Here is a 23958-nt window from a genome sequence, read left to right as displayed (position 1 = left end):
CTGTTTCTGCGTGTCTGGGGCACGCGTCTATAGTCTCACCCACACCATTTTTGTCTCGGCTGCGACTAGGGCCGAGGACTTTGGGTGGGGCGATTTAACCATATTATTGCGCAATATAGCAGGCTTTCACATTCTCCCATTCTTGCCATACTCATGCGATGGAAGTGGGAGGACTCAGGGTCGCCTCGATCGTTGACCGGATCGATGGCCCGTCGAACTGGACGATCGAATGCGATGTCCATGTGCTGATTTTGTACGAGGCGGGAAGCTACCACTGGCTCGAAACATGGCTGGACGATCAGCGGACATCGCTCGGCGATCCGTTGCCTGGCGAAATGTGGTTGATACCCGCCGGTCAGACATATCGCGCGGTGGCAAAGGGCGGCGCGGTTCGTGCTGTTGAAGTCGAGATTCCGGCCGCGCGGCTGATCGTCGCCCCTGATACGCGCGCGCTCGCGGCGCATCACGACCTCGCGCTGGCGGCGCTTGTGCGGGCCTTGCTCGCCGGCGATTCCGCTGCCGCCGATCCGCTCGTCACAATCCTCGCAAAGACGCTTCAGGGCATGGTCGGGCGTCCCGAATCGCCCGCAATCGCCCAGCGCATCAACGATCTGATGGCCTTCATCCAGACTCAGCTCGAAGTGTCGCTGACGGTCGAGGACATGGCGGCCGAGGCGGGCATGTCGGTCAACAGCCTGATCGTTCATTTCGCGCGCGCGACCGGGCGCACCCCCGCGCAATATGTGCTGCACCAGCGGCTGCGCCACGCCTGCTGGTTCCTGATGAACCGCCCGCTGTCGATCGCCGAAATCGCCTTTGCGACCGGATTTTCGAGCCACGCCCATCTTTGCGCGATCTTTCGCCGCAAGATCGGCATGTCACCCGGCGAGTGGCGCCGCCGGCATCGATCGGATACCCTTGCCGCGAACGGGGAGGAGTAGCGATGTCGCACACGACCATCATGCTGCTGGCGGGGCTCGCCCTGCTGATCCTGCTGCGCCTGACAATCAAGGATGTGGCGCGCGCGACGCGGACTTTCCTCATCCTGTGGCTGCTCGTCGCGATCGGCAATCTGCTCGTCGGCGTGCTCCATGCCGGTTACGGCTGGGCCGTGGAAGCGCGGATCGGGCTGGTCGTGTTCGGCGTACCCGCCGCGCTGGCGCTAATCGCGCGCCGCTTCTGGCGTTAGTTTTCGGGGCGTAACAGGCAGCCGCTGGCACCCGCATAGCGCGCGCTGCGCGAGGCGAGCAGCGGCACGCTGCCGGTCACCGTCCTGGTCGCGGGGTCTTCGCTCAGCGATACCATGTCCATTCCCGGCACGAAATCGCTCTGGCAGCTTTCGAGGCTGCGCCCCTGCACATAGCGGCACGAACAGCCGACACGCGCGGCATAGGCCGAACCGAGCTCGGCCTGCGCCTTGAACGACGGGAATTTCCAGATCGCGAAGATCGCGAGCAGCACGGCAAGCGCGATCGCCCAAGGCAGGCAGTCGCCCCAGCGGCTCGGTTTTTTTGCAGGATGCGGGGGAGTTGCGGGCGGCGGCGCGGGGGCCGACGTCTCGCCCGTTGTCGGCCCGGTCGGATTGATGTTATTCACCAATGCCATGATCACCAAAAAACGGCTGCTGGCAAGTGCCGCCCTCGCGATACTCGGCGTCTGGTCGCTGAGCCAGGCGGCGGGGCAGGGCGGTATCGCGCCCGCATCGCCGACGCCGAAATTCGGCGCGTCGCTCGACGGCGTCGCGGCGGTCGAGACGCCGCAGGCGCTGCCCGCGCTTCCCGCCGCGATCCGCGCGCGCGCCGACGCATTGTTCGCCGACGATGTCGGGCAGACGCGCGCGCTGCTCGTGCTGCGCGACGGCGAGCCGATTTACGAACGCTATGCCGCGGGCTTTGGCCCCGAATCGAAGCTGATCAGCTGGTCGATGGCAAAAAGCATCACCGCGGTGCTCACCGGCTTCCTCGTCGCCGACGGGCAATTGTCGCTCGACGGGCCGGCACCTGTGGCGGCGTGGCAGCGCAGCGGCGATCCGCGCGGCGCGATCACGCTGCGCAACCTGCTCCATATGTCGTCGGGGCTCGAGCATGTCGAAAATGGCGATCCGGTGTGGCAGGGCGATACCGTCGCGATGCTGTTCGGTAGCGGAGCGGGCGACATGGCGGGTTTCGCCGAGGCCAAGCCCGCGGCGGCACAGCCGGGCGAGGTCTTCAACTACAGCTCGGCGACCAGCGTCATCCTGTCGGACATTCTCGCCGACACGCTGACCCCGTCGGAAAATCCCGATGCGCGGCGCGACGCGATGCGCGACTTCATCGGCGGCCGGCTGGTCGAACCGCTCGGCATGACCAGCCTGACCCCCGAATATGATGCGCACGGCACGATGATCGGCGGATCGATCATGCACGCGACCGCGCGCGACTATGCGAAGTTCGGCGAATTCCTGCGCAATCATGGCGTCGTGAACGGCCAGCGATTGCTCCCCGAAACCTGGATGCGCTTCATGCTGACCCCGTCGGCGAACGACGCGGGTTATGGCGGGCATATCTGGCTCAACCGCCGGCGCCCGGCGGGGATCACCCCCGCTTTATGGCCCGATCGCGGTCCGAACGACCTGTTCGCGTGCATCGGGCATCAGGGGCAATATATCATCGTCTCGCCGTCGCAGCGGCTGACGATCGTCCGGCTCGGCGTCACCAGCGACGATCAGTTCCCGGCGCTGCGCCGGCATCTCGCCGACCTGACCGCGGCGCTTTGAATTTTCCGCCCTCCCCTGAAGGGGAGGGGCTTTTTGCTTCAGAGCAAAAAATCCCCCACCAGCGTCGTGACGCAGGTTCCGGTCAGTTCGACCATATCGCCGTCGAGGCGGCAGCCGACATGCCCGCCGCGCGCGCTCGCCTGATACGCCGCGAACCGGTCGCGCCCCAGCCGCACCGTCCAATAGGGGGTGAGCACGCTGTGCGCCGATCCGGTCACCGGGTCCTCGTCGATCCCGGCCCCGGGCGCAAAGGCGCGGCTGACGACGTCGGCGCCCGAGGGGTCGTCGGCGCCCGGGGCGGTCACGATATAGAGGATGTCGCCGCCCTCTTTCAGCGCGCGCAGGTCGGGCGTCAGCGCACGGACGCTCGCGGCGTCGCGATAGGCGATCAGTGCATAACCGCCATCGTGCCACATCGTCTCGACCGGATCGCCGCCCAGCGCGCGGACGATGTCGGGCATCGGCTTCGGCGCGGGCGTATAGGCGGGCAGCGCCATTTTATAACCGTCGTCTTCGCCGTTCCGCGCGACGCGCAAGATACCAGCCTTGCGGGTACGGAAGGTCATGTCGCTCCGCCACTGCGCCGCCGTCAGCAGGACATGCCCGCTCGCGAGCGTCGCATGGCCGCACAATGCCACCTCCAGCGCCGGGGTGAACCAGCGCAGCTCATAATCGGCTTCGTCGCTTTCGTCAGGCACCAGGAAGGCGGTTTCGGCGAGGTTATTCTCGGCCGCGATCGCCTGCAACGTCGCGTCGTCGAGCCATTCCTCGAGCGGCATCACCGCAGCGGGATTGCCCGCAAAGGGACGGTCGGCAAAGGCATCGACCTGGGTGATCGGCAGGCGGCGGGGTGCGCTCATGGATACAGCAATCCTTTCGTCCAGCCGGCGCCGGTGCGGGTGAAGACGGTACGCTCGTGCAGCCGGTGGGCGCGATCCTGCCAGAACTCGATAGCCGAAGGATTAACGCGCCAGCCCGACCAGCGCGGCGGGCGCGGAACATCCTGTCCCTCGAACCGCGCCTGCATTTCTTCGAAACGCGCCTCGAACGTCTCGCGGCTGGCGAGCGGCCGCGACTGGTCGCTCGCCCAGGCGCCAAGCTGGCTGTCGCGGCTGCGCGTCGCGAAATAGGCGTCGGCGGTGGCGTCGTCGACGGGCGTTACCGCGCCCTCGATGCGGATCTGGCGGCGCAGCGATTTCCAGTGAAAGAGCAGCGCGACATGCGGGTTCGCTGCCAGCTCGCCGCCCTTGCGGCTGTCGAGGTTGGTATAGAAGACAAAGCCGTGCGGCCCATGACCCTTGAGCAGCACCATGCGCTGCGACGGGTGCCCATCGGCGGTCGCCGTCGCGAGCGCCATCGCGTTGGCGTCATTGGGTTCGCTGGCGCGCGCTTCGGCGAACCAGCTGTCGAACAGGGTAAAGGGATCGTCGCTCATCCGGCGGTCATAATGCGCCGTGCAGGCATGGTCGAGCGCGATATAGAGGGAACTTGACCTTCGGCGGGACATTACCACATCGACGCGCAATCGGGCTTCACGCCCAGTCACTTATCGGGCTACAGGAGCAAAATGGCCGATCCCTATTCCACCCTGAATGTTGCGAAGAATGCAAGCGAAGCGGAAATCAAGTCCGCGTACCGCAAGCTCGCCAAGGAATTGCACCCCGACAAGAACAAGGACAACCCGAAGGCGTCGGAGAAATTCTCCGCTGTCACCAAGGCGTATGACATATTGTCCGACAAGACGAAGCGCGCGCAGTTCGACCGCGGCGAGATCGACGGCGAGGGCAATCCCGCGATGCCCTTCGGCTATGGCGGCGGCGGCGGTTTTCGCGGCGACCAGCGCACGGGTCCCGGCGGTTTCAGCGGGTTCGGCAACGAGAGCTCCGATTTCGGCGATATTTTCGAAGGACTGTTCGGTCGCGGCGGCGGTTCGAACGGCGGGCCGTTCGGCGGCTTCGGCGGGCGCAGCGCGCCGCCGCAAAAGGGCGCCAACGTCGCCTATCGCCTGTCGGTCAGCTTCATCGACGCCGCGACGCAGGCGCCGCAGCGCATTGCGCTCGCCGATGGCGCGACGATCGACCTGAAACTGCCCGCCGGCGTCGAAACCGGCACGCAGATGCGCCTTGCCGGCAAGGGGCAGGCCGGACCGGGCGGCACCGGCGACGGCATCGTGACGATCACGGTCAAGGATCATCCCTTTTACGAACGCGAGGGCGCGAACATCCGCCTCGACCTGCCGGTGACGCTGAACGAGGCGGTCAAGGGCGCGAAGATCAAGGTGCCGACCGTCGACGGTCCGGTGATGCTGTCGATCCCCGCCGGCTCCTCGTCGGGCAAGGTGATGCGCCTCAAAGGCAAGGGGTTCAGCCAGAAAAGCGGCGGCCGCGGCGACCAGCTCGTACGGCTGATGGTCGACCTGCCCATCGACGACGAGGCGCTGATCAAGCTGCTCAGCGAATGGACCGATCCGCGCGACGTGCGGGCGGAACTGGGCGTATGATGCGTGGCTGACGCCAGCGACAAGAAAATCGTCGCCGCGCTTGAACGCGAGGTCGCCGACGAGGTCGGCAAGGAATTCCTGGCCGAAGGCCATTCGCCGCACTCGCCCGAGGCGCGCGCCGAGCGCGCCAAGCGCGTCAAGCTGCGCGCGCGCGCCGAGGGCGTCATCGCGCGCGGGCGCGAACAATTGGCGCCCGGCACCCGCGCCTATCGCATCGCCCGCCGCGTCGTCGTCGGCACCTATACTGATGGATTCATCCACGCGGGCAATCTCGCCTACCTGGCGCTGATCGCGCTCTTCCCCTTTTTCATCCTGCTCGCCGCCGCGCTGTCGATCTTTGGCGGCAGCGTCGGCGGCGAAGCGGCGATCGAGGCGGTGTTTTCGACGATGCCGCCGACGGTCGCCAAGGCGCTGTCGGGTCCGATCCGCGAAGTGATGACCGCACGCACCGGCATCTTCCTCTGGCTCGGCGCGCTCGTCGCGCTGTGGACCGTCGGCAGCCTGATCGAGACGGTGCGCGACATCCTGCGCCGCGCCTATGGCACGCATTTTTCGAAGGGCTTCTTCCACTATCGGCTGCTGTCGATCGGCATCATCACCGGCGCGGTCGTGCTGATGCTGCTGTCGTTCAGCATGCAGGTGCTGATCGTCGGGATCGAACAGTTCGTTACCCGCGTGCTCCCCGAAAAATATCAGTCGGTCGGCGTCGTCGCGATCTCGCGCGGCGTGTCGGGATTCGGTCTGTTCCTTGCGATTTACATGCTTTTTTATAGCCTTACGCCGTCGAAGTACCGGCGGCGGCAATTTCCCAAATGGCCCGGCGCCTTGTTCACAACTTTGTGGTGGATCGGCGTCACCCTCGCGCTGCCGCCCTTGCTCGCCAGCCTGCTCAGCTATGACGCAACCTACGGCAGTCTCGCGGGTGTGATGGTCGCACTCTTCTTTTTCTACCTCGTCGGATTGGGTATGGTGATGGGCGCCGAACTCAACGCCGCGCTCGTCGAGGTTGAGGATTTGGGCCACGACGCTATTGGGCGCGTCGACGATGTGATTATTGAAAAGACCGGAGACACAAAATGACGGGTCTGATGACTGGCAAGCGCGGGCTGATTATGGGCCTGGCGAATGACAAGTCGCTTGCGTGGGGCATTGCCAAGGCGCTGCACGGCGCGGGCGCTGAACTGGCGATTTCGTATCAGGGCGATGTGATGCTGAAGCGGGTGAAGCCGCTCGCCGACGAACTTGGCTGCGATTTCCTGATCGATTGCGATGTGTCCGACATGGACAATCTGGACGCCGCGTTCGCGACGCTTTCGTCGCGCTGGCCGACGATCGACTTCGTCGTCCATGCGATCGGCTTTACCAACAAGGAGGCGCTGCGCGGCCATTATGCCGATGTGACGCTCGACGACTTCCTGATGACGATGAACATCAGCGTCTACAGCTTCACCGCGGTCGCCAGGCGCGCGGCATCGATGATGACGCCGTTCGACCCCGAAACGGGCAATGGCGGCGGCTCGCTGCTGACCTTGAGCTATTATGGCGCCGAAAAGGTGATCCCGCATTACAATGTCATGGGCGTTGCGAAATCGGCGCTCGAAACCAGCGTCAAATATCTCGCGAACGACTATGGCCCGCAGGGCGTGCGCGTGAACGCGATCTCGGCCGGCCCGATCAAGACCCTCGCGGCGTCGGGGATCGGTGATTTCCGCCTGATCCTCAAATGGAACGAGCACAACGCCCCGCTGCGCCGCAACGTCACGATCGACGATGTGGGCGGCTCGGCACTCTACCTGCTCAGCGACCTTGCGTCGGGCGTCACGGGCGAAACGCACCATGTCGATGCGGGTTACCACACCGTCGGCATGAAACAGGAAGACGCGCCGGACATCGCGCTTGTCTGACGAAGTCGGCATCCGCGCCGCGACCGCGGCGGATGCCGATGCCGTCGACACGATTATCCGGGCCGCTTTCGCGGGGACCGAGTTCGGCTATCAGGGCGAAGCCGAACTGGTGCGGATGATCGAGGCAGACGGCGACACGCTGGTGTCGCTCGTCGCCGAACGGGACGGCGCGATCGTCGGGCATATACTGTTCAGCCGAATGGACGTCGAGGCCGATGGCCAGCCATTAGTTGCCGCCGGGCTGGCGCCCGTCGCTGTTCTGCCGGGCCGACAGGGGCAGGGCATCGGCGACGCGCTGATCCGCGCCGGCCTCGATGCGCTACGCGAACAAGGCGTCGCAATCAGCTTCGTCCTTGGTCACGAGGGCTATTACCCGCGCTTCGGCTATTCGCCCGAGCTTGCCGGGCGCTTCGTTTCGCCCTTTGCGGGGCCGCATTTCATGGCGACGATGCTGGACTCGGACGCGGCTTGGCCGCCAGGTGGTCGCGCGGACTATGCGCCCGCATTTGGCCGTCTCGGCTGAACGCAACAAATCCGCGGTGCTTGAATTGCGACGCGAATCCCGCCATCGCGCTGAGATGGATTTCGCATTGGCCATCGATCATGTGCAAGTTGCCATACCCGTCGGCGGTGAGATGCGTGCGCGTTCCTTCTTTGGAGCGCTGCTGGGGCTGACTGAATTGCCCAAGCCGGCCGACATGGCGGCGCGCGGCGGCTGCTGGTTCGCGCTAGCGGATCGTCAGCTTCATCTCGGCGCCGAGAAAGATTTTCGGCCAGCGAAAAAGGCGCATGTCGCGCTCTCGACCAAAGGACTGGACGTGCTCCGGGCGCGAATCGAGGCTGCGGGCTATGCGACACACGACGACAGCCCCATCGACGGCCGCCACCGTTTCTTTACCGAAGATCCTTTCGGCAACCGGATCGAATTCATGGACAGGACGGCTCGGGCATGAGTTTCAACAGCTTCGGACGCGTCCTTCGCTTCACGACCTGGGGGGAGAGTCATGGCCCCGCGTTGGGCGCCGTCGTCGATGGTTGTCCGCCGCGGCTATCGCTCTCCGAAGCCGACATCCAGCCCTATCTCGACAAGCGCCGCCCCGGCCAGTCGCGCCACACGACGCAGCGGCAGGAACCCGATCAGGTGCGCATCCTGTCGGGCACTTTCGAGGGCAAGACGACGGGCACCCCGATCAGCCTGATGATCGAGAATGTCGACCAGCGCTCGAAGGATTATGGCGAGATCGCAGGGGCCTATCGCCCCGGCCACGCCGATTACGCCTATGACGCCAAATACGGCATCCGCGACTATCGCGGCGGCGGCCGGTCGAGCGCGCGCGAGACCGCGGCGCGCGTCGCCGCGGGCGGCGTTGCGCGGTTGGTCATCCCAGAGGTGCAGATCCATGCCTGGGTCGCCGAGATCGGCGGCGATGCGATCGACCCCGCGAATTTCGACCTCGAGGAAATCGACCGCAATCCCTTTTTCTGCCCCGATCCCGCCGCGGCGCAGCGCTGGGAAGCGCTGATGGACGCTGCGCGCAAGGCGGGAAGTTCCTTGGGCGCCGTCATCGAATGCGCCGCGAGCGGCGTTCCCGCCGGCTGGGGCGCGCCGATCTATGCCAAGCTCGACAGCGATCTTGCCGCCGCGATGATGGGGATCAACGCGGTGAAGGGGGTCGAGATCGGCGCGGGCTTCCACGCGGCGCGCCTGCGCGGTGAGGAAAATGCCGACCCGATGCGTCCCGCGACCGATGGCAGCAACCGCCCCGATTTCCTGTCGAACAATGCCGGCGGCATCGCGGGCGGTATTTCGACCGGCCAGCCCGTCGTCGTCCGCGTCGCGTTCAAGCCGACCAGCTCGATCCTGACCCCGGTGCCGACGATCAACAAGGCGGGCGAGGCGACCGACATCGTCACCAAGGGCCGCCACGACCCCTGCGTGGGTATTCGCGGCGCGCCGGTGGTCGAGGCGATGATGGCGCTCGTCCTCGCCGATCATAAATTGCTGCACAGGGCGCAGAACGGCTGACATGATCGAAGCGATCCGGACGTTCATCGAGGCACATCAGGCCGTCCTGTCGCTGATCATTCTCGCCGCGATGTTCGTCGGCTTCCTGATGGAGCGGCTGCCCGCGACCGTCATCGCGATCCTCGGCGCCTGTACCTATCTTGCGCTCGGCATCCTCGATGCCGATGGCATGTATTCGGTCTTCTCGAACTCGGCGCCGATCGTCATCGGCGCGATGTTCGTGCTGTCGGGCGCGCTGATCCGCACCGGCGTGATCCAGCGCGTCGCCGACGCGATCATGGTGCGCGCCGAAAAACATCCGCGGCTGGCTATCGTCGAGGTGCTTGTGGGGGCACTTTTCGCCTCGGCCTTCCTCAACAACACCCCCGTTGTCGTCGTGCTGCTCCCCATCATGATGAAGCTCGCCGACGTCACGGGGGTGAGCGCGAAAAAGCTGCTGATGCCGCTGTCGATTGTTGCCGTGCTAGGCGGCACGCTGACCCTGATCGGCACCTCGACCAACCTCGTCGTCGACGGGATCGTGCGCGAGGCCGGCATGGAACGCTTCGGCATTTTCGAAATCACGCCGATCGGTCTTGTGACCGCCGCGTCGGGCATGATCGGCCTCGCGCTCATGTGGTGGCTGCTGCCTGCGGACAAGCCGATCAAAGGGCCGGGCGGCACCCACGATGCACATCAATATCTGACCGAGCTGGTGCTGGGAGAGGATGATGATCTGGTTGGCATGACCGTCGAGGCATTCCGCGACCTGCCGCGTTCGGGCCGCATCGTCGGCGTGCGGCGTAGTTCGGCCGTTGTCCATGGCGGCGATCTGGAGCATTGGACGCTCGCGGCGGGCGACCGCGTGATCCTGCGCGTTGACGGCGCGACGCTGATGACCTGGCGCGAACAGGGGCGCTTCGGCCTCGGTATCGGTAGCGGCGAGCCCGCCGAGGGCGACATGGTCGTCGAAACGATGATTGCGTCGAACCATCCGGCGATCGGCCAGCGGCTGATCGACATACCCTTCCTGCAAAAGATCCGCGCGCGCATCATCGGCCTTGACCGCCCGGCGCACGAACCGGGGCCGGACCTTGCCAGCGTCCGCATTCGCCCCGCCGATCGTCTGCTCGTCGCGGGCGGCGCGCGCGAAGTCGAGGCGCTGCGCGACAACCCGCACCTGATCGGCGCCGATCTTGCCAAGGTCCGCGCGTTCCGGCGGCGCAAGGCGTGGATTGCGATCCTGTGCATGTTTTCGGTGGTCGCGCTCGCGGCGCTCGACATCATGTCGATCGGCGTTGCGGCGATCATCGCGATCGGCGTCATTCTCGTCACCCGCTGCATCGACAGCGAGGAAGCGTGGGGCACGATCGACGGCGACGTGCTGATCCTGATCTTCGCGATGCTCGCGGTCGGGCTCGCGCTCGAACAGAGCGGGGCGGTGGCGATGATGGTCGGTTGGGTCAAACCGATGCTCGCCGGCCAGCCTGCCTGGGTGCTCATCTTCGGCATTTATTTCTTCGCGCTGATCCTGTCCGAACTGCTCAGTAACAATGCGGTCGCGGCGCTGATGACCCCGGTGACGCTCGCGATTGCCGCCGAGCTTGGCGTCGATCCGCGTCCGCTGGTGATCGCGCTGATGATCGGCGCGTCGGCCTGCTTCGCGACGCCGATCGGCTATCAGACGAACACGATCGTCTATGCCGCGGGCGATTACCGCTTCGTCGATTTCGTGAAGATCGGCGTGCCGCTGAATATCATCACCGGCGTTTCGACCTGCTTTGCGATCGTGTTTTTCCTGACCTGAGATTGCCCGACGACGATCAGGCTGTTACCTCCGCGCCATAAGAACCCGCCGCGGCGGGACAGGGGAGTAATTTATGGGCCATCGCCTGACTTTATATATTCTGATCGGTATGATCCTGGGGGTCATCACCGGCTATCTGGTGCGGGTGTATGTTCCCGCCGACAGCGAAGCCTTCACCTATTGGCTGCGCAGCTTCAGTACGCTTTCGACGATCTTCCTCAATCTGATCAAGCTGGTCGTCGCGCCGCTGATTCTCGGCACGCTCGTCGCGGGCATCGCGCATATGGGCGACAGCTCGGCGCTCGGCCGCATCGGCACCCGCGCGATCGCCTGGTTCATCCTCGCCAGCCTGATTTCGATCAGCCTCGGCCTGATCATGGTCAATTTCTTCGAGCCCGGCGCGGGGCTGAACCTCGCCGTTGGGGCGCATTCGATCGCCGAGGTGGGCGAGGTCAAGAAGCTCGATCTGTTCGAGTTCATCGAGCATGTCTTCCCGAAGAATATCTTCCAGGCGATGGCGGACAACAATGTCCTCCAGATTCTCGTCTTTGCGCTGTTCGCGGGCGTCGGCCTGACGGCGATCGGTGAAAAGGGCAAGCCGCTGGTTCGCGGCGCCGAGGCGCTCGCCGAACTGATGCTGCAGATCACCGGCTATGTGATGCGTCTGGCGCCGATCGCGGTGTTCGGCGCGCTCGCGGGGGTGGTCGCGAAATATGGCCTCGGTATCCTCGGCACCTATGCCGAACTGGTCACCGAATTCTATCTTTCGCTCGTCGTGCTGTGGGTCATCCTGCTCGGCGCGGGCGCGATCTTCCTCGGCCGCCGGATATTCTCGCTGATCCGCTATATCCGCCAGCCGCTGCTGATCGCTTTCTCGACCGCCTCGTCCGAGGCCGCGATGCCGAAACTGTTCGAACAGCTGGACCGGTTTGGCGTGCCGCGCCGGATCTCGGGTTTCGTGCTGCCGCTGGGCTACAGCTTCAACCTCGACGGATCGATGATGTATGCGAGCTTTGCGACGCTCTTCATCGCGCAGGCTTATGGCATCGAGCTGTCGATCACGCAGCAGATCCTGATCCTGCTGACGCTGATGGTGTCGTCGAAGGGCATCGCCGCGGTGCCGCGCGCCAGCCTCGTCGTGATCACCGCGACGCTCGCGATGTTCGACCTGCCCGTCGAGGGTGTCGCGCTGATCTTTGCGATCGACCAGTTCCTCGACATGGGCCGCACCGCGACCAACGTCGTCGGCAACGCCGTCGCGACATCGGTCATCACGAAATGGGAAGGCATGCTGGAAGAGCCCGAACCGGCCGACCTCGAGCGGCCGCATGCGCCATCGCATACGCCGCATCATGGAACCCGCGGGCTCGATATTCGTGATAGTGATGACGCGGGGGAGAATAAGCCAGCGGCCGACGGCGCGTAACACGCGGGCTTCGGGACGCCCAACCGGGGGCGAGCAAGGAGCCGAGCATGGCCGAAGCAGCGGTGATCGACGGGGCGGAGCGCGATGAGGCGCGCGCCCGGCGGCTGCGCTGGCGCATGCTCGTCGGTTTTCTCGCGGGTCTCATCATTGGGCTGGCGGTCCACTATGGCGCGCCGGACGCCGCCTGGGTGGAGACGATCACTACCTATGTGACCGGACCGCTGGGGCAGATATTCCTGCGCCTGCTGTTCATGCTCGTCATCCCGCTGCTCGTCTCGGCGCTGATCGTCGGGGTCGCCGAAATGGGCGAGATGCGCGCGCTGAAATCGGTCGGCGTGCGAACGCTCGTCTATACGATCGTGGTGTCGACGATTTCGGTCATCATAAGCCTCGCCGTCGTCAATTTGCTTCAGCCCGGCGCGGGGGTCGATCCCGCGCTTGCGCGCTCGCTGATCGCCGAGGGCGCGGAGGGGGCCAAAGCCATCGCCGACCGCGCGGGCGAGGCGAAGACCGGGATGGACGCGGTTGTCGCGATCGTCCCCGACAACCTGTTCGCCGCGATGGGCGAGAATGACGTCCTCGCCGTCATGTTCTTCGCGCTCTTCTTCGGCATCGGGCTGATGCTCGTCCGCACCTCGCAGACCGAGGCGCTGAAGACCGCGATCGAGGGTGTGTTCGAGGTGGTGATGAAGCTGATCGGGCTCGTCATCCAGCTCGCACCGATCGCGGTCTTCTGTTTCATGTTCAACCTCGCCGCGCAGTTCGGCTGGGATCTCATCATCCGGCTGTCGGCCTATGTCGGCGTCGTGCTGCTTGCGCTCGCGCTCCAGATGTTCATCGTCTTCCCCATCCTGTTGAAGACGCTGGCGGGGAAATCGCCCGTCACTTTCTTTCGCCAGACGCAGGAGGCGTTCCTGATGGCGTTCGCGACGGCCTCGTCGAACGCGACGCTGCCGACGGCACTCCGCGTTGCGCACGACCAGCTGCGCCTGCCCGACAAGGTTGCGCGTTTCGTGCTCACCATCGGGGCGACCGCGAACCAGAATGGCACCGCGATGTTCGAAGGTGTGACGGTGATCTTCCTTGCGCAATTTTTCGGCATCGACCTGACGCTTCAGCAGCAGATCGTCGTGATGCTCGTGTGCATTTTGGGCGGCATCGGGACCGCGGGCGTCCCCGCGGGATCGCTCCCGGTCATCGCGCTGATCCTCGCCTCGGTCGGGGTGCCGCCCGAAGGTATCGGCCTGATCCTCGGCGTCGACCGTTTCCTCGACATGTGCCGCACGACGCTGAACGTCGTCGGCGACCTTGTCGCCGCGACCGTGGTGTCGGCTGGCGTGAAGGACGGGCCGGCGACGCAGGCCGCGCCGCCGGCCTGATTCCTAGTCGGGGCGCGCGTCGTTGCGACGGTCGCTGGGCGCGCGTCCCCGGGACGGGGCCTGGCGCGGTTCGGGGGCGCTGCGCACCACCGGGGCCGACTGCGGCGCGGGCGGGCGATAGGCGGGCGCGGGCCGTTCGGTGCGCGGGGCGCGATCGGGCATCGCCGAGGGGGCAGGGCGCTGACGCGGCGGGCGGGCGCCTCCGCGATCGCCGCGCGGCGTCGAAAACATCTCGCCGGGCTCGGTCGCCGGCATGTTGCGCACCGGACGCGGACGCCCGGCGGTGCCGTCCCGCGGAACCGCCGGGCGTGGACGGCCAGCGCCCCAGTCGGGGCGACCGGGGCGTCCAGGATTGTTCGCCCCCGGCGCTGTGCCGGTAACACCGTCGCCCGGCCGGCCCGGACGCGTGCCGCGCGGGCCGTCATTGTCGCGGTCGCCGCGGTTCCAGCCACCGGGGCGGCCCGGGCGGCCATCGCCCGGACGGCCGTCGTGATCGCCGCGATTCCAGCCGCCGGGGCGTCCCGGCTTCCAGTCGCCGCGCCCGCCATGATGCTTCCACCACGCACGGCGCCCGCCCCAATAGTTCAGATACCGGTCGCGCAGCGGATAGCGGTTACGGTAATTGTCGAACATCCACATGCCATAGCCGGGGTAATAATAATCGTCGTACCAGCCGCCGCCGAAGCCGATCTGGGCAAAGCCGCCGCCATAGTCGGCGCCATCGTAGCAGTCATAGCCATAACCATCGTCATAGGCATAGCCGTCGCTGTCATAATAGGCGTCGCCGTAGCGCGACGAGCAATCGCCGCCCGACGCATAGCTCGCACCATAGACATCGCCGGAATAGCAGCCGCCAAGCGTCGTCGTCGCGAGAACGCCGAGGGCGATGGAGAGGGGGCGCTTCAAACTCTTCGCCATAGCTTTGTCCTTTTGGGTCCAACGGTTGCGACCCGTCACCTTGGGCGCTGGTTTGCACGAGTCGAGTTGAATTTGCGGTGAATGCTATCCCACCCCCGCCAAAGCGTTACTTGCATCAGTGTCAGTAGTTCGTTACGCATCAGGGCAAAGCAGAATGGACGAGGATTGACCCGATGAACGCGCCCGCGAATATCCAGCAGACGAGCAACTGGTCCGAAAAGCGCTTCGGTCCCGAGACGCGGCACTGGCTGCCGCGCAATTCCGACAGCGCGATCGACCATATCCCGGGCGAGGACGGCATGCCGGTGATCGGCAACACGCTCGAACAGCTCGGCGATTATCGCGGCTTCACCAACCGCATGGTTGCCAAATATGGCCGCGTCTATCGCAACAACAGCTTTGGCGGGCGCAGCGTCGCGCTCCACGGGCCCGAGGCGAACGAACTCGTCATGTTCGACCGCGAGAAGATATTCTCGTCCGAACAGGGCTGGGGGCCGGTGCTCAACCTGCTCTTCCCGCGCGGGCTGATGCTGATGGATTTCGAAAAGCATCGCGCCGACCGCAAGATCCTCTCGGTCGCATTTAAGCCCGAACCGATGCGCCATTATGCCGATTCGCTGAACGAGGGAATCAAGGACCGCATCGGCCAGTGGAGCGGCAAGACCTTCAAATTCTATCCCGCGATCAAGGATCTGACGCTGGATCTGGCCGCGACCAGCTTCCTCGGCATCCCCTTCGGACCCGAGGCGGACAAGGTCAACAAGGCGTTCGTCGACATGGTGCAGGCGTCGATCGGCGTCGTGCGCGTACCCTTGCCCTTCACCGCGATGGGCCGCGGTGCCAAGGGGCGCGCCTATCTGGTCGACTATTTCGGCAAGATGGTGCCCGAACGGCGCGAGGGCACGGGCGAGGACATGTTCAGCCAGATTTGCCGCACGCGCGACGACAATGGCGACTATATGAGCGTCGAGGCGATCGTCGACCATATGAACTTCCTGATGATGGCGGCACACGACACGATCACCAGCTCGATCACATCGATGGTCTGGGAACTCGCGCGCCATCCCGAATGGCAGGACAGGCTGCGCGAGGAAATGCTCGCCGTGTCGCCGGCGGGCGAGGGCGTCGGCCATAACAGCCTCGGCCAGCTCGAAATGACCGAATGGGCGTTCAAGGAGGCCCTCCGCCTCGTGCCCCCGGTGCCGAGCTTCCCGCGCCGCGCGCTCAAGGATTTCGAATATGGCGGCTACCGCATCCCCGCGGGCACCTCGGTCGGCGTCAGCCCCGCCTTCACCCATATGATGGAAGAACATTGGCCCGAACCCGCAAAGTTCGACCCGATGCGCTTTTCGCCAGAGGTCGCGCGCGAGCGGCACAAATATGCCTGGGTGCCCTTCGGCGGCGGCGCGCATATGTGCCTCGGGCTGCACTTTGCTTACATGCAGGCGAAGATCTTTTTCCACCACGTCATCACGACGCATCGCATCACCGTCGCCGACGGCTATGCGCCCGAATGGCAGGTACTGCCGATCCCGCGGCCGAAGGACGGGCTGACGGTGAGCTTCGTCCCGCTGTGACCTGACTCCGCGCGCGCCGCTTGTTTGCGCGGCGCAGCGACCTATCTCCTGACTTTCGGGGATGGGAAGGGCAAACATGGTTTTTGCATTGTTTCTGGCGGGTTTGATCGCCGTGATGCGCGCAACCCCGCTGCCAACGACGACGACCCATGGCCGGTGCTGATGGCCGCCTGAGCGTCACCCCCGGATAAACAGGTTCCGGATCCACGGCGACCGCGCGCGTGTCGCTTCCCGCCAGTCGTCGTCCTCGCACACGTCGGCGGCGATCCGGCTGGGGTCGAGCAGCTTCAGCCGCGCGCCGCGAAACGCCGCGCCGCGATAGCTCACGAACGTCAGCCCATGTTCGAGCGCGGTCGCGGCGAGGAGCGCGTCGCGGTCATTGTCGAGCGGGAGCGCGGCCCGGCGGCGCGCAATGGTCAGATCGACCGGCAGCACGCGACCCTCGAATGCGGGCAGCACTTGTCCGTCGAACCATTCGCGCCACGCCGCGCCCTCGGCCTCGCCCTGCTTCGCTGCCAGCGCGGCCGCATTTTCCAGCTCGACGAGCGAGAGCGCCGACAGAAACATCGATTGCCGCGACGTGCGTTGCGCCCATCCGGCGAGCGCGGCGCCATCGCCGTCGGCGCGGGCATGGCGCAGGTCGAACAGGATTTCGGCGTCGAGCAGGAACATCAGCCGCGCCCGTCCAGCGCCTTGCGCAGATGCCCGCGATCGAGCGCGATGTCGCCTGGCGGGGCGGCGAGCAATTGCGCCATCGTCTCGTGCTCGCCGCTCAGCTGCCGCCAGGCGTCGATGCTGATCAGGACGTGCGTGGGCCGCCCACGGTCGGTGACGAATACCGGTTCGACGAGCGCGAATCGCTTCGCGCGGCTGACGTCCTGATTGAGTTCGCGGCTCGTGACGCGCTTCATGACCACCCTCGCTGATGCAAAATCAAGGCATGTTGTGATCGTTCATGTGTAGGTATGTTACTACACTGTGACCGGCCCGCAACAAAAATGATCGCTACGCGGGAAATCGACAAGTGCGGGCGCGCCCAATTGCGGGCGCGGCATTGCGCTCGCGGCGCTTTCATGCCTCCTGATGTCGGGGACAGGCGGATAGCGGCGTAATTCAGATCGCGGACGCTATGGTGGGAGAGGGAAATTGGTATCAAATATGTTCGATGAACTGGTTCGCGCGATCGGCGACATTCTCGGCGCGCACGGCCCGGCAGCGAACGCGGCGCAAAGCTATACGCCGAGCGATTACAGCATCCATTTCTTCCTTCAGATCGCGGTGATCCTGCTCGTCTGCCGTGTCGTCGGATGGTTGGCGCACCGCTTTATGGGCCAGCCGCAGGTGGTCGGCGAGATGATCGCCGGTGTGGTACTCGGCCCCTCGCTCTTCGGTCTGTTTTTCCCCGAATTCCAGGCGTCGCTCTTCCCCAAGGAAACGCGCAATGTCCTTTATGTCGGCGCGCAGTTCGGCGTCGGCCTCTACATGTTCCTCGTCGGCACCACGCTGCGGCTCGACCATTTTCAGTCGAAGGCCAAGAGCGCGATTGGCGTATCGGCGGCCGGGATCATCGCACCGTTCCTGTTCGCGGCGGCGATCACGCCGTTCCTGCTCAATATCCCCGACCTGTTCACCGAAGGCTTGGGGCAGGGGCCGGCGACATTGTTCATGGGCGCGTGCATCGCGCTTACCGCCTTCCCGATGCTCGCGCGGATCATCAACGAACGCGGCCTTGCGAACACCTCGCTCGGCACGCTGTCGCTGACCGCCGGTGCGTTCGACGACGCGGTGTCGTGGTGCGTACTGGCGATCGTGCTTGCGACTTTCGGTGCCGGACCGGGCGTTGCGCTGCTCGCAATCATCGGCGGCGTCGGTTTCGCGCTCTTCATGTATTTCGTCGGTCGCAAACTGCTGATCCCGCTCGGCCGCGCGGTCGAGGCGAAGGGCGAACTCACGCACAGCCTGCTCGCGGTCGTATTGATGCTCTATGCCATGTCTGCCTTCGTCATGGACGCAGTCGGCATCCACGCGGTGTTCGGCGGCTTCCTGCTCGGCGCCTGCATGCCGCGCGGTCTGCTGGCCGAGGAGATCAAGAAGAAGATCGAGCCGATGACGGTCGTTTTCCTTCTGCCGATGTTCTTCACTTACTCGGGGCTCAATACGCAGCTCACGACGGTCAACAGCCTGACCCTGCTCGCGATCGCAACGGGCATATTGCTCGTCTCGATCGCCGCCAAGTTCGGCGCCTGCTGGCTCGCCGCCCGGCTTGCCGGCGAGGATAATCGCACCGCGATGGGCATCGGCGCACTGATGAACGCGCGCGGGCTGATGGAACTGATCATCATCAATATCGGCCTCCAAAAAGGCATCATCGGCCCGACCTTGTTCGCGATCATGGTGCTGATGGCGATCGTCACCACGGTGATGGCGGGGCCGCTGTTCGAATTCGTCTATGGCCGCAGGGCGCGCGAGACGGGCGAACTCGGCCAACTCGGCACCGAAGAAGCTGCGCGTGAAGAGGTGCTGCTCGCACCCGCAGGATAGCCCGCCTCAGGCGTAAGCGCCGCCCGCGTTGATCTGGTCGATCATCGCGCGGTGCGCGGGCAGCTCGCTCGCGGCGCGATCGCCAAAGCTTTTGATCCGCGCAAAGATGCGCTCGGCCTCGGCGGTGTCGGGAAACTCGTCGCGCACCGGCGACAGGTCGGTGCGATATTCCATGCCATAGAGGATGTACTGATAGTTGAAGAAGGCGAAGCTTTCGAGGTCGAGGATGAAGTCGAAGCGCCCCGGCGGGCGATAGCGCCACTCCTCAAGCAAGTCCTTCAACCGCTCTGGGATCGACTCCGGGTCGCCATTGTCGCGCCAGAAAGCTTCCTCGCGCCGGCTCAGGCAATAATGAAGCTTCAGGAAGTTGATCGTATTGTCGTAACGCGCCGCCATCAGCTCGTTGAAGCGCCGCGCGGGCGCGGTGACCGGGCCGTTCAGCGGGAACATCTCGGCGATCATCGCCGCCGCGGTCTCGATCATCACGAGCCCTGTCGATTCGAGCGGTTCGAGGAAGCCACCCGACAATCCCACCGCGACGCAATTCTTTACCCATGACGCGGGGCGATAACCCGCTTCGAACGGGATCGAGCGGACATTGACGTCATGGCTTCGTCCGCCGGTATAAGCGGCGAGGATTTCGGCGGCGCGGTCGTCGCTCAGATGATCGCTCGAATAGACGCAGCCGATGCCGCGCGCGCCCGCAAGCCCGATGTCCCACGTCCAGCCCGCTTCGTGCGCCGCCGCGATCGTATAGCTTGCCAGCGGCACGTCGGGGCGGTCATAGGGCAGCTTGCATGCGAGAGCGCGGTCGGTGAACAGCTGGTCCCGCACGCCCTTGAACGGCGATTGCAGCGCGCCGCCGATCAATTCGGCGCGGAAACCCGAGCAGTCGATATACAGATCGGCGGCCAGCGTCCCGTGCTCGGCCGTCACGACATGGTCGATCGCGCCGCTGGTCGCATCGAGCCCGACGCCGGTCAGGGTGCCGCTGAGGTGCGTAACGCCCATCGCACACGCCTGCGCCGACAGCACCTCGGCCAGCCGTGCGGCGTCGAAATGATAGGCATAGTTCAGCGGGCCGGTGAACTCGCCCTCGCCGGGACGCTTCGGCGCGCGCTGCGCCTCGGCGACGCGGTTCTGAATCGTCATCGCCTCGGCGAACGGCCGCCGCGCCTTTTCGTCCTGGAGCAGCCAATAGGAGACGAGGCTGTATCCGTCGCCATGATAGGGGGCCTCGAACGGGTGCAGATAATGGCTCGACCGGCCTTCGACGGGCGTGCGGACCCAATCGTCGAAGCGGATGCCCTGCTTGAACGTCGCCGAGGTCGCGCGCACGAACGCGCTTTCGTCGATGCCGATGAATTGCAAAGTGCTCCGGATCGTCGGGAAGGCGCCTTCGCCGACCCCGATGCTGCCGATCTCGTCCGATGCCAGCAAGGTGATCGACAAACGGGGATTGCGCGGCAGGTCGAAAAAGCGGGCGAGATAGGCGGCGGTGAGCCATCCCGCGGTGCCGCCGCCGACGATCAGGATCGAGCGTTTTGCCACCCGGAACGCTATCGAGCCGCAAAGCGCTTTCAACAAGCGGTAATTTGCTGCACCGATGGACGGACACGATGAAGACTCTCCGCCCCTATCTGATCTGGTTCGCCGTCGCGGTGCTGCTGACCCTCGGTGTGATCCTCGGCATGCAGTGGGTGCGCGATCATCCCGAGCATATCCCCGGCGCGCGCTTCGAACTCGCGCATCCGCAGGGCTGGGCGACGAATCGCAAGCTGGTGGCGCTGGCAGGTGACGACAGTGCCTGCTTCGCCGCTTTCGACCGCGCCGGCGCGGGCTATCTGCGGCGGCCGGCAATCGGCACCGGCGCTTGCCGCGCGAGCCAGCGCATGATCCTGACCGGCGACCGTTTCGTGCCGACGATGCGGCCCGCGAATGTCGCGCCGGGCTGCGCGGTGACCGCGACGATGGCGCTATGGAACCGCGACGTCGTCCAGCCGCTCGCGCAGAAATATTTCGGGCAAAAAGTCGTCGAACTCGAAAATCTCGGCAGCTATAATTGCCGCAAGATCGCGGGCCAGCCAAACCAAAGCCAGCATTCGACCGCCAACGCGATCGACATTTCGGCCTTCGTCCTGGCCGATGGCACGCGCATTTCACTCATCAACGACTGGTCGCCGGACGACAAGCGCAGCGAGTTTCTGCACGAGGTTCGCGACGAAAGCTGCGGCCTGTTCAGCACCCTGTTGTCGCCCGACTATAATCGCGCGCACGCCGATCATTTCCATCTCGACATGGCGGCGCGGACGGCGGGCTGGACCGTCTGCCGCTAGGCGCGCCGCCGCCCACCGGTGCCCGGCACCAGCATTGGCGTCGTTTCGCGATAGGCGAGATAATCGGCACCGAAGGTGTCGATCAGGTTCCGCTCCTCCAGCCGGATCGCGATCAGCATATAGATCGACAGACCCACCGCGAGCAGCAGATGCCCCGCCGTCATCACGGGCGTCGCCCAGAAGGCGAGGAAGAATCCGGCGTAAAGCGGATGACGGACGAATTTGTACAACAGCGGCTGACGCAGCACCGGCGGCGCCGACGCTCGCTCGCGCAGCGCGAACCACGCCTGCTGCAGCCCGAACAGCTCGAAATGATTGATCAGGAAGGTGCTGAAGAGGACGATGAGCCAGCCGAGCCCGAACAGCGCCCACAGGATCGCGACGCCCAGGGGATTGGTGACGGTCCAGACCGGGGCGGTCAGTTGGTGCCAGAACAGCATCAGCACGATCAGGGCGAGGCTGGCGAACAGCACATAGGTGCTGCGCTCGATCGCGGCGGGCACGATGCGCGTCCATGCCGCCTTGAAGGTCGGCCGCGCCATCACGCTATGCTGGATACCGAAGAGCGCGATCAATGCGATGTCGACCGCGACCGCCGTCGCGGACTCCGCCTCGCGCGCGAAATCGACCGTCCAGAGGATGAAGGGAAAATTGCCGACGAAACCGACAAGGTACAGGAATGTCGCGAAGAATATCGCGTAGCATATGGCCGCATAGACCAGATAGAAGGCACGAACCATGATAATGCCCCTGCTTCAAGAGGGGCATTATAGCATGTTTAGCGCGGAAAAGCGCGCCTAGACCGTGAAGCTCTCGCCGCAGCCGCATGCGCCCTTGGCGTTCGGGTTCTCGAAGATGAAGCCCGCGGCGAAATCATCCTCGACCCAGTCCATCGTGCTGCCGATCAGGTACAGCACTGACGCGCCGTCGATGTAAAAGACGCCGCCGGGAGTTTCGATCTTCTCGTCGAACTTGACCTCTTCGGTGACATAATCGACCGAGTAGGCGAGCCCCGAACAGCCGCGGCGCGGCGTCGACAGCCGCACGCCGATCGCGCCTTCGGGCGCGGCCGCCATCAGCGCGGCGACGCGCGCCTCGGCACCAGCGGTGAGCGTGACTGCAGCGGGGCGCGTGCGGGTTTTTGTTTCGGTCATCACAGCATTCCCAGTTCGAGCCGCGCTTCGTCGCTCATATTCTGCGGCGACCACGGCGGATCCCATACGAGGTTGACCTCGGCATCGCCGACCCCCGGCACCGCACCGACGCGCAACTCGACCTCGGCGGGCATCGATTCGGCGACCGGGCAATGCGGCGTGGTCAGTGTCATAGTCACCACGGCGTGGCCCTCGTCGATCTCGACATTGTAGATCAGGCCAAGGTCATAGATGTTCACCGGGATTTCCGGGTCGTAAATGTCCTTCAGCGCGTTGATCACGGCCTCATAAAGATCGCCGCCGACCGCGCTCGGTTCGACCGCCGCTGGCTTGGCCGCGAGGAAGCCTTCGAGATAGTCGCGCTTGCGCTCCAATTTCTCGGGTGCGGTTTCCACATCCGCGACGCGCGCCTTCGGCGGTGCCTCGACGCTTTCCACTTCCTCGACCCGAATCCCGTTATCGCTCATGCGGTCCTCGCTCATCCGAAAATCCTCTCGACGCGGGCGAGGCCATCGATCAGCGCCGCCACATCGTCGTCATTGCTGTAAACGCCAAAACTCGCGCGCGCGGTCGCGGGTGCCCCCAGATGCTCCATCAGCGGCTGTGCGCAATGGTGTCCGGCGCGGATCGCGACCCCGCTTTCATCCAAGATAGTGCCGATGTCGTGCGGATGAACCCCTGCCATCGAAAAACTGACGATTCCCGCGCTGTTTTCGGGTCCGAACAGCGTGATGCTGTTCTTGCGCGCGAGCGCCTCGCGCAGCGTGCCGACGAGTGCGACCTCGTGCGCGTGAATCGCATCGATCCCGATCGCTTCGACATAATCGACGGCGGCCGCGAGCCCGATCGCCTCGATAATCGCCGGGGTGCCCGCCTCGAAGCGGGTGGGGGCGGGCGCGTAGGTCGTCTTTGCAAAGGTCACGCGGTCGATCATCGATCCGCCGCCTTGCCACGGCGGCAACGTATCGAGCTTGTCGCTCCACAACACGCCGACGCCGGTCGGGCCGTAAAGCTTGTGCCCCGAAAACACATAATAGTCACAGCCGAGCGCCGCGACGTCGACGGGCAGCCGCGGCACGGCCTGGCAACCGTCGATCAGCAACTCGGCCCCGACGCGGTGCGCCAGTTCGGCGGCGCGCGCGACATCAAGCGGGCTGCCGAGCACGTTCGAGACATGCGCGAAGGCGACCATCGTGTGTTCGGGGGTGAGCAGCTTTTCGGCGGCATCGAGGTCGATGCAGCCGTCCGCCGTCAGCGGGCACACGTCGACCTGCCATCCCGCAAGCTGCCACGGCACGATATTGCTGTGATGTTCGAGCACCGACAGCAGCACGCGGCCCTTCTTCGGATGTGAATAGGCAACAAGGTTGATCGCCTCGGTCGCGCCGCGCACGAATGCGATCTCATTCTCTCGCGCGCCGATAAACGACGCGATCCGTCGCCGCGCCGCCTCATAGGCGAGCGTCATGTCGGCCGAGCGTGCATAGACGCCGCGGTGGACGGTCGCATAATCGCGGCCCATCGCATTGACCGTCGCGTCGATCACCGCCTGCGGCTTCTGCGCGGTCGCGGCGGTGTCGAGATAGTGCCAGCCGGGCGTCAGGCCCGGGAAGTCGTCTCTTAAGCCCCTCCCCTTCAGGGGAGGGGTTGGGGTGG

Annotated in this window: 26 protein-coding genes; 15 read left to right on the top strand and 11 right to left on the bottom strand. The window is 65.1% G+C overall.

Annotated features, from left to right (window positions below):
- Nucleotides 1–164: 164 nt before the first annotated feature.
- Entirely contained in the window at nt 165–941 is a 777-nt protein-coding gene (locus ACREBX_RS11145; RefSeq protein WP_431561814.1) for a helix-turn-helix domain-containing protein, read from the top strand.
- A 2-nt stretch (nt 942–943) separates the two neighbouring features.
- Nucleotides 944–1189, top strand: a complete 246-nt coding sequence (locus ACREBX_RS11140; protein ID WP_431561813.1) for a hypothetical protein — start codon at nt 944–946, stop codon at nt 1187–1189.
- Here the strand turns inward: ACREBX_RS11140 and ACREBX_RS11135 are convergent.
- On the bottom strand, nt 1186–1605 hold the full coding sequence (locus tag ACREBX_RS11135; RefSeq protein ID WP_431561817.1) for a hypothetical protein: 420 nt from the start codon (nt 1603–1605) through the stop codon (nt 1186–1188). The genes ACREBX_RS11140 and ACREBX_RS11135 overlap by 4 nt on opposite strands.
- On the opposite strand from ACREBX_RS11135, the gene ACREBX_RS11130 reads away from it, so the two are divergent.
- Nucleotides 1604–2755, top strand: a complete 1152-nt coding sequence (locus ACREBX_RS11130; protein ID WP_431561812.1) for a serine hydrolase domain-containing protein — start codon at nt 1604–1606, stop codon at nt 2753–2755. The genes ACREBX_RS11135 and ACREBX_RS11130 overlap by 2 nt on opposite strands.
- 38 nt (nt 2756–2793) lie before the next feature.
- Here ACREBX_RS11130 and ACREBX_RS11125 read toward each other — a convergent pair whose 3' ends face one another.
- Nucleotides 2794–3615: a PhzF family phenazine biosynthesis protein gene (locus ACREBX_RS11125; protein ID WP_431561811.1), complete on the bottom strand. Its 822-nt coding sequence runs from the start codon at nt 3613–3615 to the stop codon at nt 2794–2796.
- Nucleotides 3612–4190: a pyridoxamine 5'-phosphate oxidase gene (gene pdxH, locus ACREBX_RS11120; RefSeq protein ID WP_431561816.1), complete on the bottom strand. Its 579-nt coding sequence runs from the start codon at nt 4188–4190 to the stop codon at nt 3612–3614. The genes ACREBX_RS11125 and pdxH overlap by 4 nt, the downstream gene beginning before the upstream one ends.
- Nucleotides 4191–4322: 132 nt before the next feature.
- Between pdxH and ACREBX_RS11115 the strand changes: the two genes are divergently transcribed.
- The 9 genes from ACREBX_RS11115 (at nt 4323) to ACREBX_RS11075 (ending at nt 13776) form a co-directional block, all read left to right on the top strand.
- Nucleotides 4323–5255 (top strand): DnaJ C-terminal domain-containing protein, encoded by a 933-nt coding sequence (locus ACREBX_RS11115; RefSeq protein WP_431561810.1) that lies wholly within the window; start codon nt 4323–4325, stop codon nt 5253–5255.
- A 3-nt stretch (nt 5256–5258) separates the two neighbouring features.
- Nucleotides 5259–6335, top strand: a complete 1077-nt coding sequence (locus ACREBX_RS11110) for a YihY/virulence factor BrkB family protein (protein ID WP_431561809.1) — start codon at nt 5259–5261, stop codon at nt 6333–6335.
- On the top strand, nt 6332–7159 hold the full coding sequence (gene fabI / locus ACREBX_RS11105; RefSeq protein WP_431561808.1) for an enoyl-ACP reductase FabI: 828 nt from the start codon (nt 6332–6334) through the stop codon (nt 7157–7159). The genes ACREBX_RS11110 and fabI overlap by 4 nt, the downstream gene beginning before the upstream one ends.
- A complete protein-coding gene (locus tag ACREBX_RS11100; RefSeq protein WP_431561807.1) occupies nt 7152–7682 on the top strand; it encodes a GNAT family N-acetyltransferase in 531 nt (176 codons plus the stop codon). The genes fabI and ACREBX_RS11100 overlap by 8 nt, the downstream gene beginning before the upstream one ends.
- Nucleotides 7666–8112, top strand: coding sequence for a VOC family protein (locus ACREBX_RS11095; protein WP_431561806.1), 447 nt, complete (start codon nt 7666–7668; stop codon nt 8110–8112). The genes ACREBX_RS11100 and ACREBX_RS11095 overlap by 17 nt, the downstream gene beginning before the upstream one ends.
- Nucleotides 8109–9185: a chorismate synthase gene (aroC, locus tag ACREBX_RS11090; RefSeq protein ID WP_431561805.1), complete on the top strand. Its 1077-nt coding sequence runs from the start codon at nt 8109–8111 to the stop codon at nt 9183–9185. Before ACREBX_RS11095 ends, aroC begins: the two co-directional genes overlap by 4 nt.
- 1 nt (nt 9186) lies before the next feature.
- Entirely contained in the window at nt 9187–10971 is a 1785-nt protein-coding gene (locus ACREBX_RS11085) for an SLC13 family permease (protein WP_431561804.1), read from the top strand.
- Between the two features lie 73 nt (nt 10972–11044).
- Nucleotides 11045–12397 carry a dicarboxylate/amino acid:cation symporter gene (locus ACREBX_RS11080; RefSeq protein ID WP_431561803.1) on the top strand — a complete coding sequence of 451 codons (1353 nt, stop codon included), beginning with the start codon at nt 11045–11047 and terminating at the stop codon, nt 12395–12397.
- A 47-nt stretch (nt 12398–12444) separates the two neighbouring features.
- A complete protein-coding gene (locus tag ACREBX_RS11075) occupies nt 12445–13776 on the top strand; it encodes a dicarboxylate/amino acid:cation symporter (protein WP_431561802.1) in 1332 nt (443 codons plus the stop codon).
- Between the two features lie 3 nt (nt 13777–13779).
- On the opposite strand, the gene ACREBX_RS11070 is transcribed toward ACREBX_RS11075, so the two are convergent.
- Entirely contained in the window at nt 13780–14694 is a 915-nt protein-coding gene (locus ACREBX_RS11070) for a hypothetical protein (RefSeq protein WP_431561801.1), read from the bottom strand.
- A gap of 173 nt (nt 14695–14867) precedes the next feature.
- Between ACREBX_RS11070 and ACREBX_RS11065 the strand changes: the two genes are divergently transcribed.
- Nucleotides 14868–16271: a cytochrome P450 gene (locus ACREBX_RS11065; RefSeq protein ID WP_431561800.1), complete on the top strand. Its 1404-nt coding sequence runs from the start codon at nt 14868–14870 to the stop codon at nt 16269–16271.
- A 177-nt stretch (nt 16272–16448) separates the two neighbouring features.
- Here ACREBX_RS11065 and ACREBX_RS11060 read toward each other — a convergent pair whose 3' ends face one another.
- Together ACREBX_RS11060 and ACREBX_RS11055 are read right to left on the bottom strand one after the other, a co-directional pair.
- On the bottom strand, nt 16449–16943 hold the full coding sequence (locus ACREBX_RS11060) for a PIN domain-containing protein (RefSeq protein WP_431561799.1): 495 nt from the start codon (nt 16941–16943) through the stop codon (nt 16449–16451).
- The gene (locus ACREBX_RS11055; RefSeq protein ID WP_431561798.1) at nt 16943–17182 is read right to left on the bottom strand and encodes a type II toxin-antitoxin system prevent-host-death family antitoxin; all 240 of its coding nucleotides are present in this window, start codon (nt 17180–17182) and stop codon (nt 16943–16945) included. Before ACREBX_RS11055 ends, ACREBX_RS11060 begins: the two co-directional genes overlap by 1 nt.
- Before the next feature lie 247 nt (nt 17183–17429).
- Between ACREBX_RS11055 and ACREBX_RS11050 the strand changes: the two genes are divergently transcribed.
- Complete coding sequence (locus ACREBX_RS11050; RefSeq protein ID WP_431561797.1) at nt 17430–18812, top strand: cation:proton antiporter; 1383 nt, start codon at nt 17430–17432, stop codon at nt 18810–18812.
- 6 nt (nt 18813–18818) lie between these two features.
- On the opposite strand, the gene ACREBX_RS11045 is transcribed toward ACREBX_RS11050, so the two are convergent.
- On the bottom strand, nt 18819–20363 hold the full coding sequence (locus ACREBX_RS11045; protein WP_431561796.1) for a tryptophan halogenase family protein: 1545 nt from the start codon (nt 20361–20363) through the stop codon (nt 18819–18821).
- Nucleotides 20364–20431: 68 nt separating this feature from the next.
- Here ACREBX_RS11045 and ACREBX_RS11040 point away from each other — a divergent pair, with 68 nt between their 5' ends.
- Entirely contained in the window at nt 20432–21148 is a 717-nt protein-coding gene (locus ACREBX_RS11040; RefSeq protein ID WP_431561795.1) for an extensin family protein, read from the top strand.
- Here the strand turns inward: ACREBX_RS11040 and mddA are convergent.
- The 4 genes from mddA to ACREBX_RS11020 are packed head-to-tail and all read right to left on the bottom strand — an operon-like array spanning nt 21145 to nt 23941.
- Complete coding sequence (mddA, locus tag ACREBX_RS11035; protein WP_431561794.1) at nt 21145–21888, bottom strand: methanethiol S-methyltransferase; 744 nt, start codon at nt 21886–21888, stop codon at nt 21145–21147. The genes ACREBX_RS11040 and mddA overlap by 4 nt on opposite strands.
- 57 nt (nt 21889–21945) lie before the next feature.
- Entirely contained in the window at nt 21946–22302 is a 357-nt protein-coding gene (locus ACREBX_RS11030) for a HesB/IscA family protein (RefSeq protein ID WP_431561793.1), read from the bottom strand.
- Complete coding sequence (locus ACREBX_RS11025; RefSeq protein WP_431561792.1) at nt 22302–22784, bottom strand: SUF system Fe-S cluster assembly protein; 483 nt, start codon at nt 22782–22784, stop codon at nt 22302–22304. Before ACREBX_RS11025 ends, ACREBX_RS11030 begins: the two co-directional genes overlap by 1 nt.
- Entirely contained in the window at nt 22781–23941 is a 1161-nt protein-coding gene (locus ACREBX_RS11020) for an aminotransferase class V-fold PLP-dependent enzyme (RefSeq protein WP_431561815.1), read from the bottom strand. The genes ACREBX_RS11025 and ACREBX_RS11020 overlap by 4 nt, the downstream gene beginning before the upstream one ends.
- Nucleotides 23942–23958 lie beyond the last annotated feature (17 nt).

Origin of the sequence: Sphingopyxis sp. (genome assembly GCF_050725655.1) — a bacterium.
Taxonomy (GTDB): Bacteria; Pseudomonadota; Alphaproteobacteria; order Sphingomonadales; family Sphingomonadaceae; genus Sphingopyxis.
The sequence above is the reverse complement of the archived record's forward strand: the minus strand, read 5'-3'. Positions and strand labels throughout refer to the sequence as shown.

Excerpts from the sequence above, each read along its gene's own strand:
- aroC (WP_431561805.1), top strand. The coding sequence starts at position 8,109 with ATGAGTTTCAACAGCTTCGGACGCGTCCTTCGCTTCACGACCTGGGGG.
- ACREBX_RS11140 (WP_431561813.1), top strand. The coding sequence starts at position 944 with ATGTCGCACACGACCATCATGCTGCTGGCGGGGCTCGCCCTGCTGATC.
- ACREBX_RS11125 (WP_431561811.1), bottom strand. The coding sequence starts at position 3,615 with ATGAGCGCACCCCGCCGCCTGCCGATCACCCAGGTCGATGCCTTTGCC.
- ACREBX_RS11075 (WP_431561802.1), top strand. The coding sequence starts at position 12,445 with ATGGCCGAAGCAGCGGTGATCGACGGGGCGGAGCGCGATGAGGCGCGC.
- fabI (WP_431561808.1), top strand. The coding sequence starts at position 6,332 with ATGACGGGTCTGATGACTGGCAAGCGCGGGCTGATTATGGGCCTGGCG.
- ACREBX_RS11085 (WP_431561804.1), top strand. The coding sequence starts at position 9,187 with ATGATCGAAGCGATCCGGACGTTCATCGAGGCACATCAGGCCGTCCTG.
- pdxH (WP_431561816.1), bottom strand. The coding sequence starts at position 4,190 with ATGAGCGACGATCCCTTTACCCTGTTCGACAGCTGGTTCGCCGAAGCG.
- ACREBX_RS11070 (WP_431561801.1), bottom strand. The coding sequence starts at position 14,694 with ATGGCGAAGAGTTTGAAGCGCCCCCTCTCCATCGCCCTCGGCGTTCTC.
- ACREBX_RS11130 (WP_431561812.1), top strand. The coding sequence starts at position 1,604 with ATGATCACCAAAAAACGGCTGCTGGCAAGTGCCGCCCTCGCGATACTC.
- ACREBX_RS11135 (WP_431561817.1), bottom strand. The coding sequence starts at position 1,605 with ATGGCATTGGTGAATAACATCAATCCGACCGGGCCGACAACGGGCGAG.
- ACREBX_RS11080 (WP_431561803.1), top strand. The coding sequence starts at position 11,045 with ATGGGCCATCGCCTGACTTTATATATTCTGATCGGTATGATCCTGGGG.
- ACREBX_RS11040 (WP_431561795.1), top strand. The coding sequence starts at position 20,432 with ATGAAGACTCTCCGCCCCTATCTGATCTGGTTCGCCGTCGCGGTGCTG.
- ACREBX_RS11115 (WP_431561810.1), top strand. The coding sequence starts at position 4,323 with ATGGCCGATCCCTATTCCACCCTGAATGTTGCGAAGAATGCAAGCGAA.
- ACREBX_RS11060 (WP_431561799.1), bottom strand. The coding sequence starts at position 16,943 with ATGTTCCTGCTCGACGCCGAAATCCTGTTCGACCTGCGCCATGCCCGC.
- ACREBX_RS11025 (WP_431561792.1), bottom strand. The coding sequence starts at position 22,784 with ATGAGCGAGGACCGCATGAGCGATAACGGGATTCGGGTCGAGGAAGTG.
- ACREBX_RS11050 (WP_431561797.1), top strand. The coding sequence starts at position 17,430 with ATGTTCGATGAACTGGTTCGCGCGATCGGCGACATTCTCGGCGCGCAC.
- ACREBX_RS11055 (WP_431561798.1), bottom strand. The coding sequence starts at position 17,182 with ATGAAGCGCGTCACGAGCCGCGAACTCAATCAGGACGTCAGCCGCGCG.
- mddA (WP_431561794.1), bottom strand. The coding sequence starts at position 21,888 with ATGGTTCGTGCCTTCTATCTGGTCTATGCGGCCATATGCTACGCGATA.
- ACREBX_RS11065 (WP_431561800.1), top strand. The coding sequence starts at position 14,868 with ATGAACGCGCCCGCGAATATCCAGCAGACGAGCAACTGGTCCGAAAAG.
- ACREBX_RS11030 (WP_431561793.1), bottom strand. The coding sequence starts at position 22,302 with ATGACCGAAACAAAAACCCGCACGCGCCCCGCTGCAGTCACGCTCACC.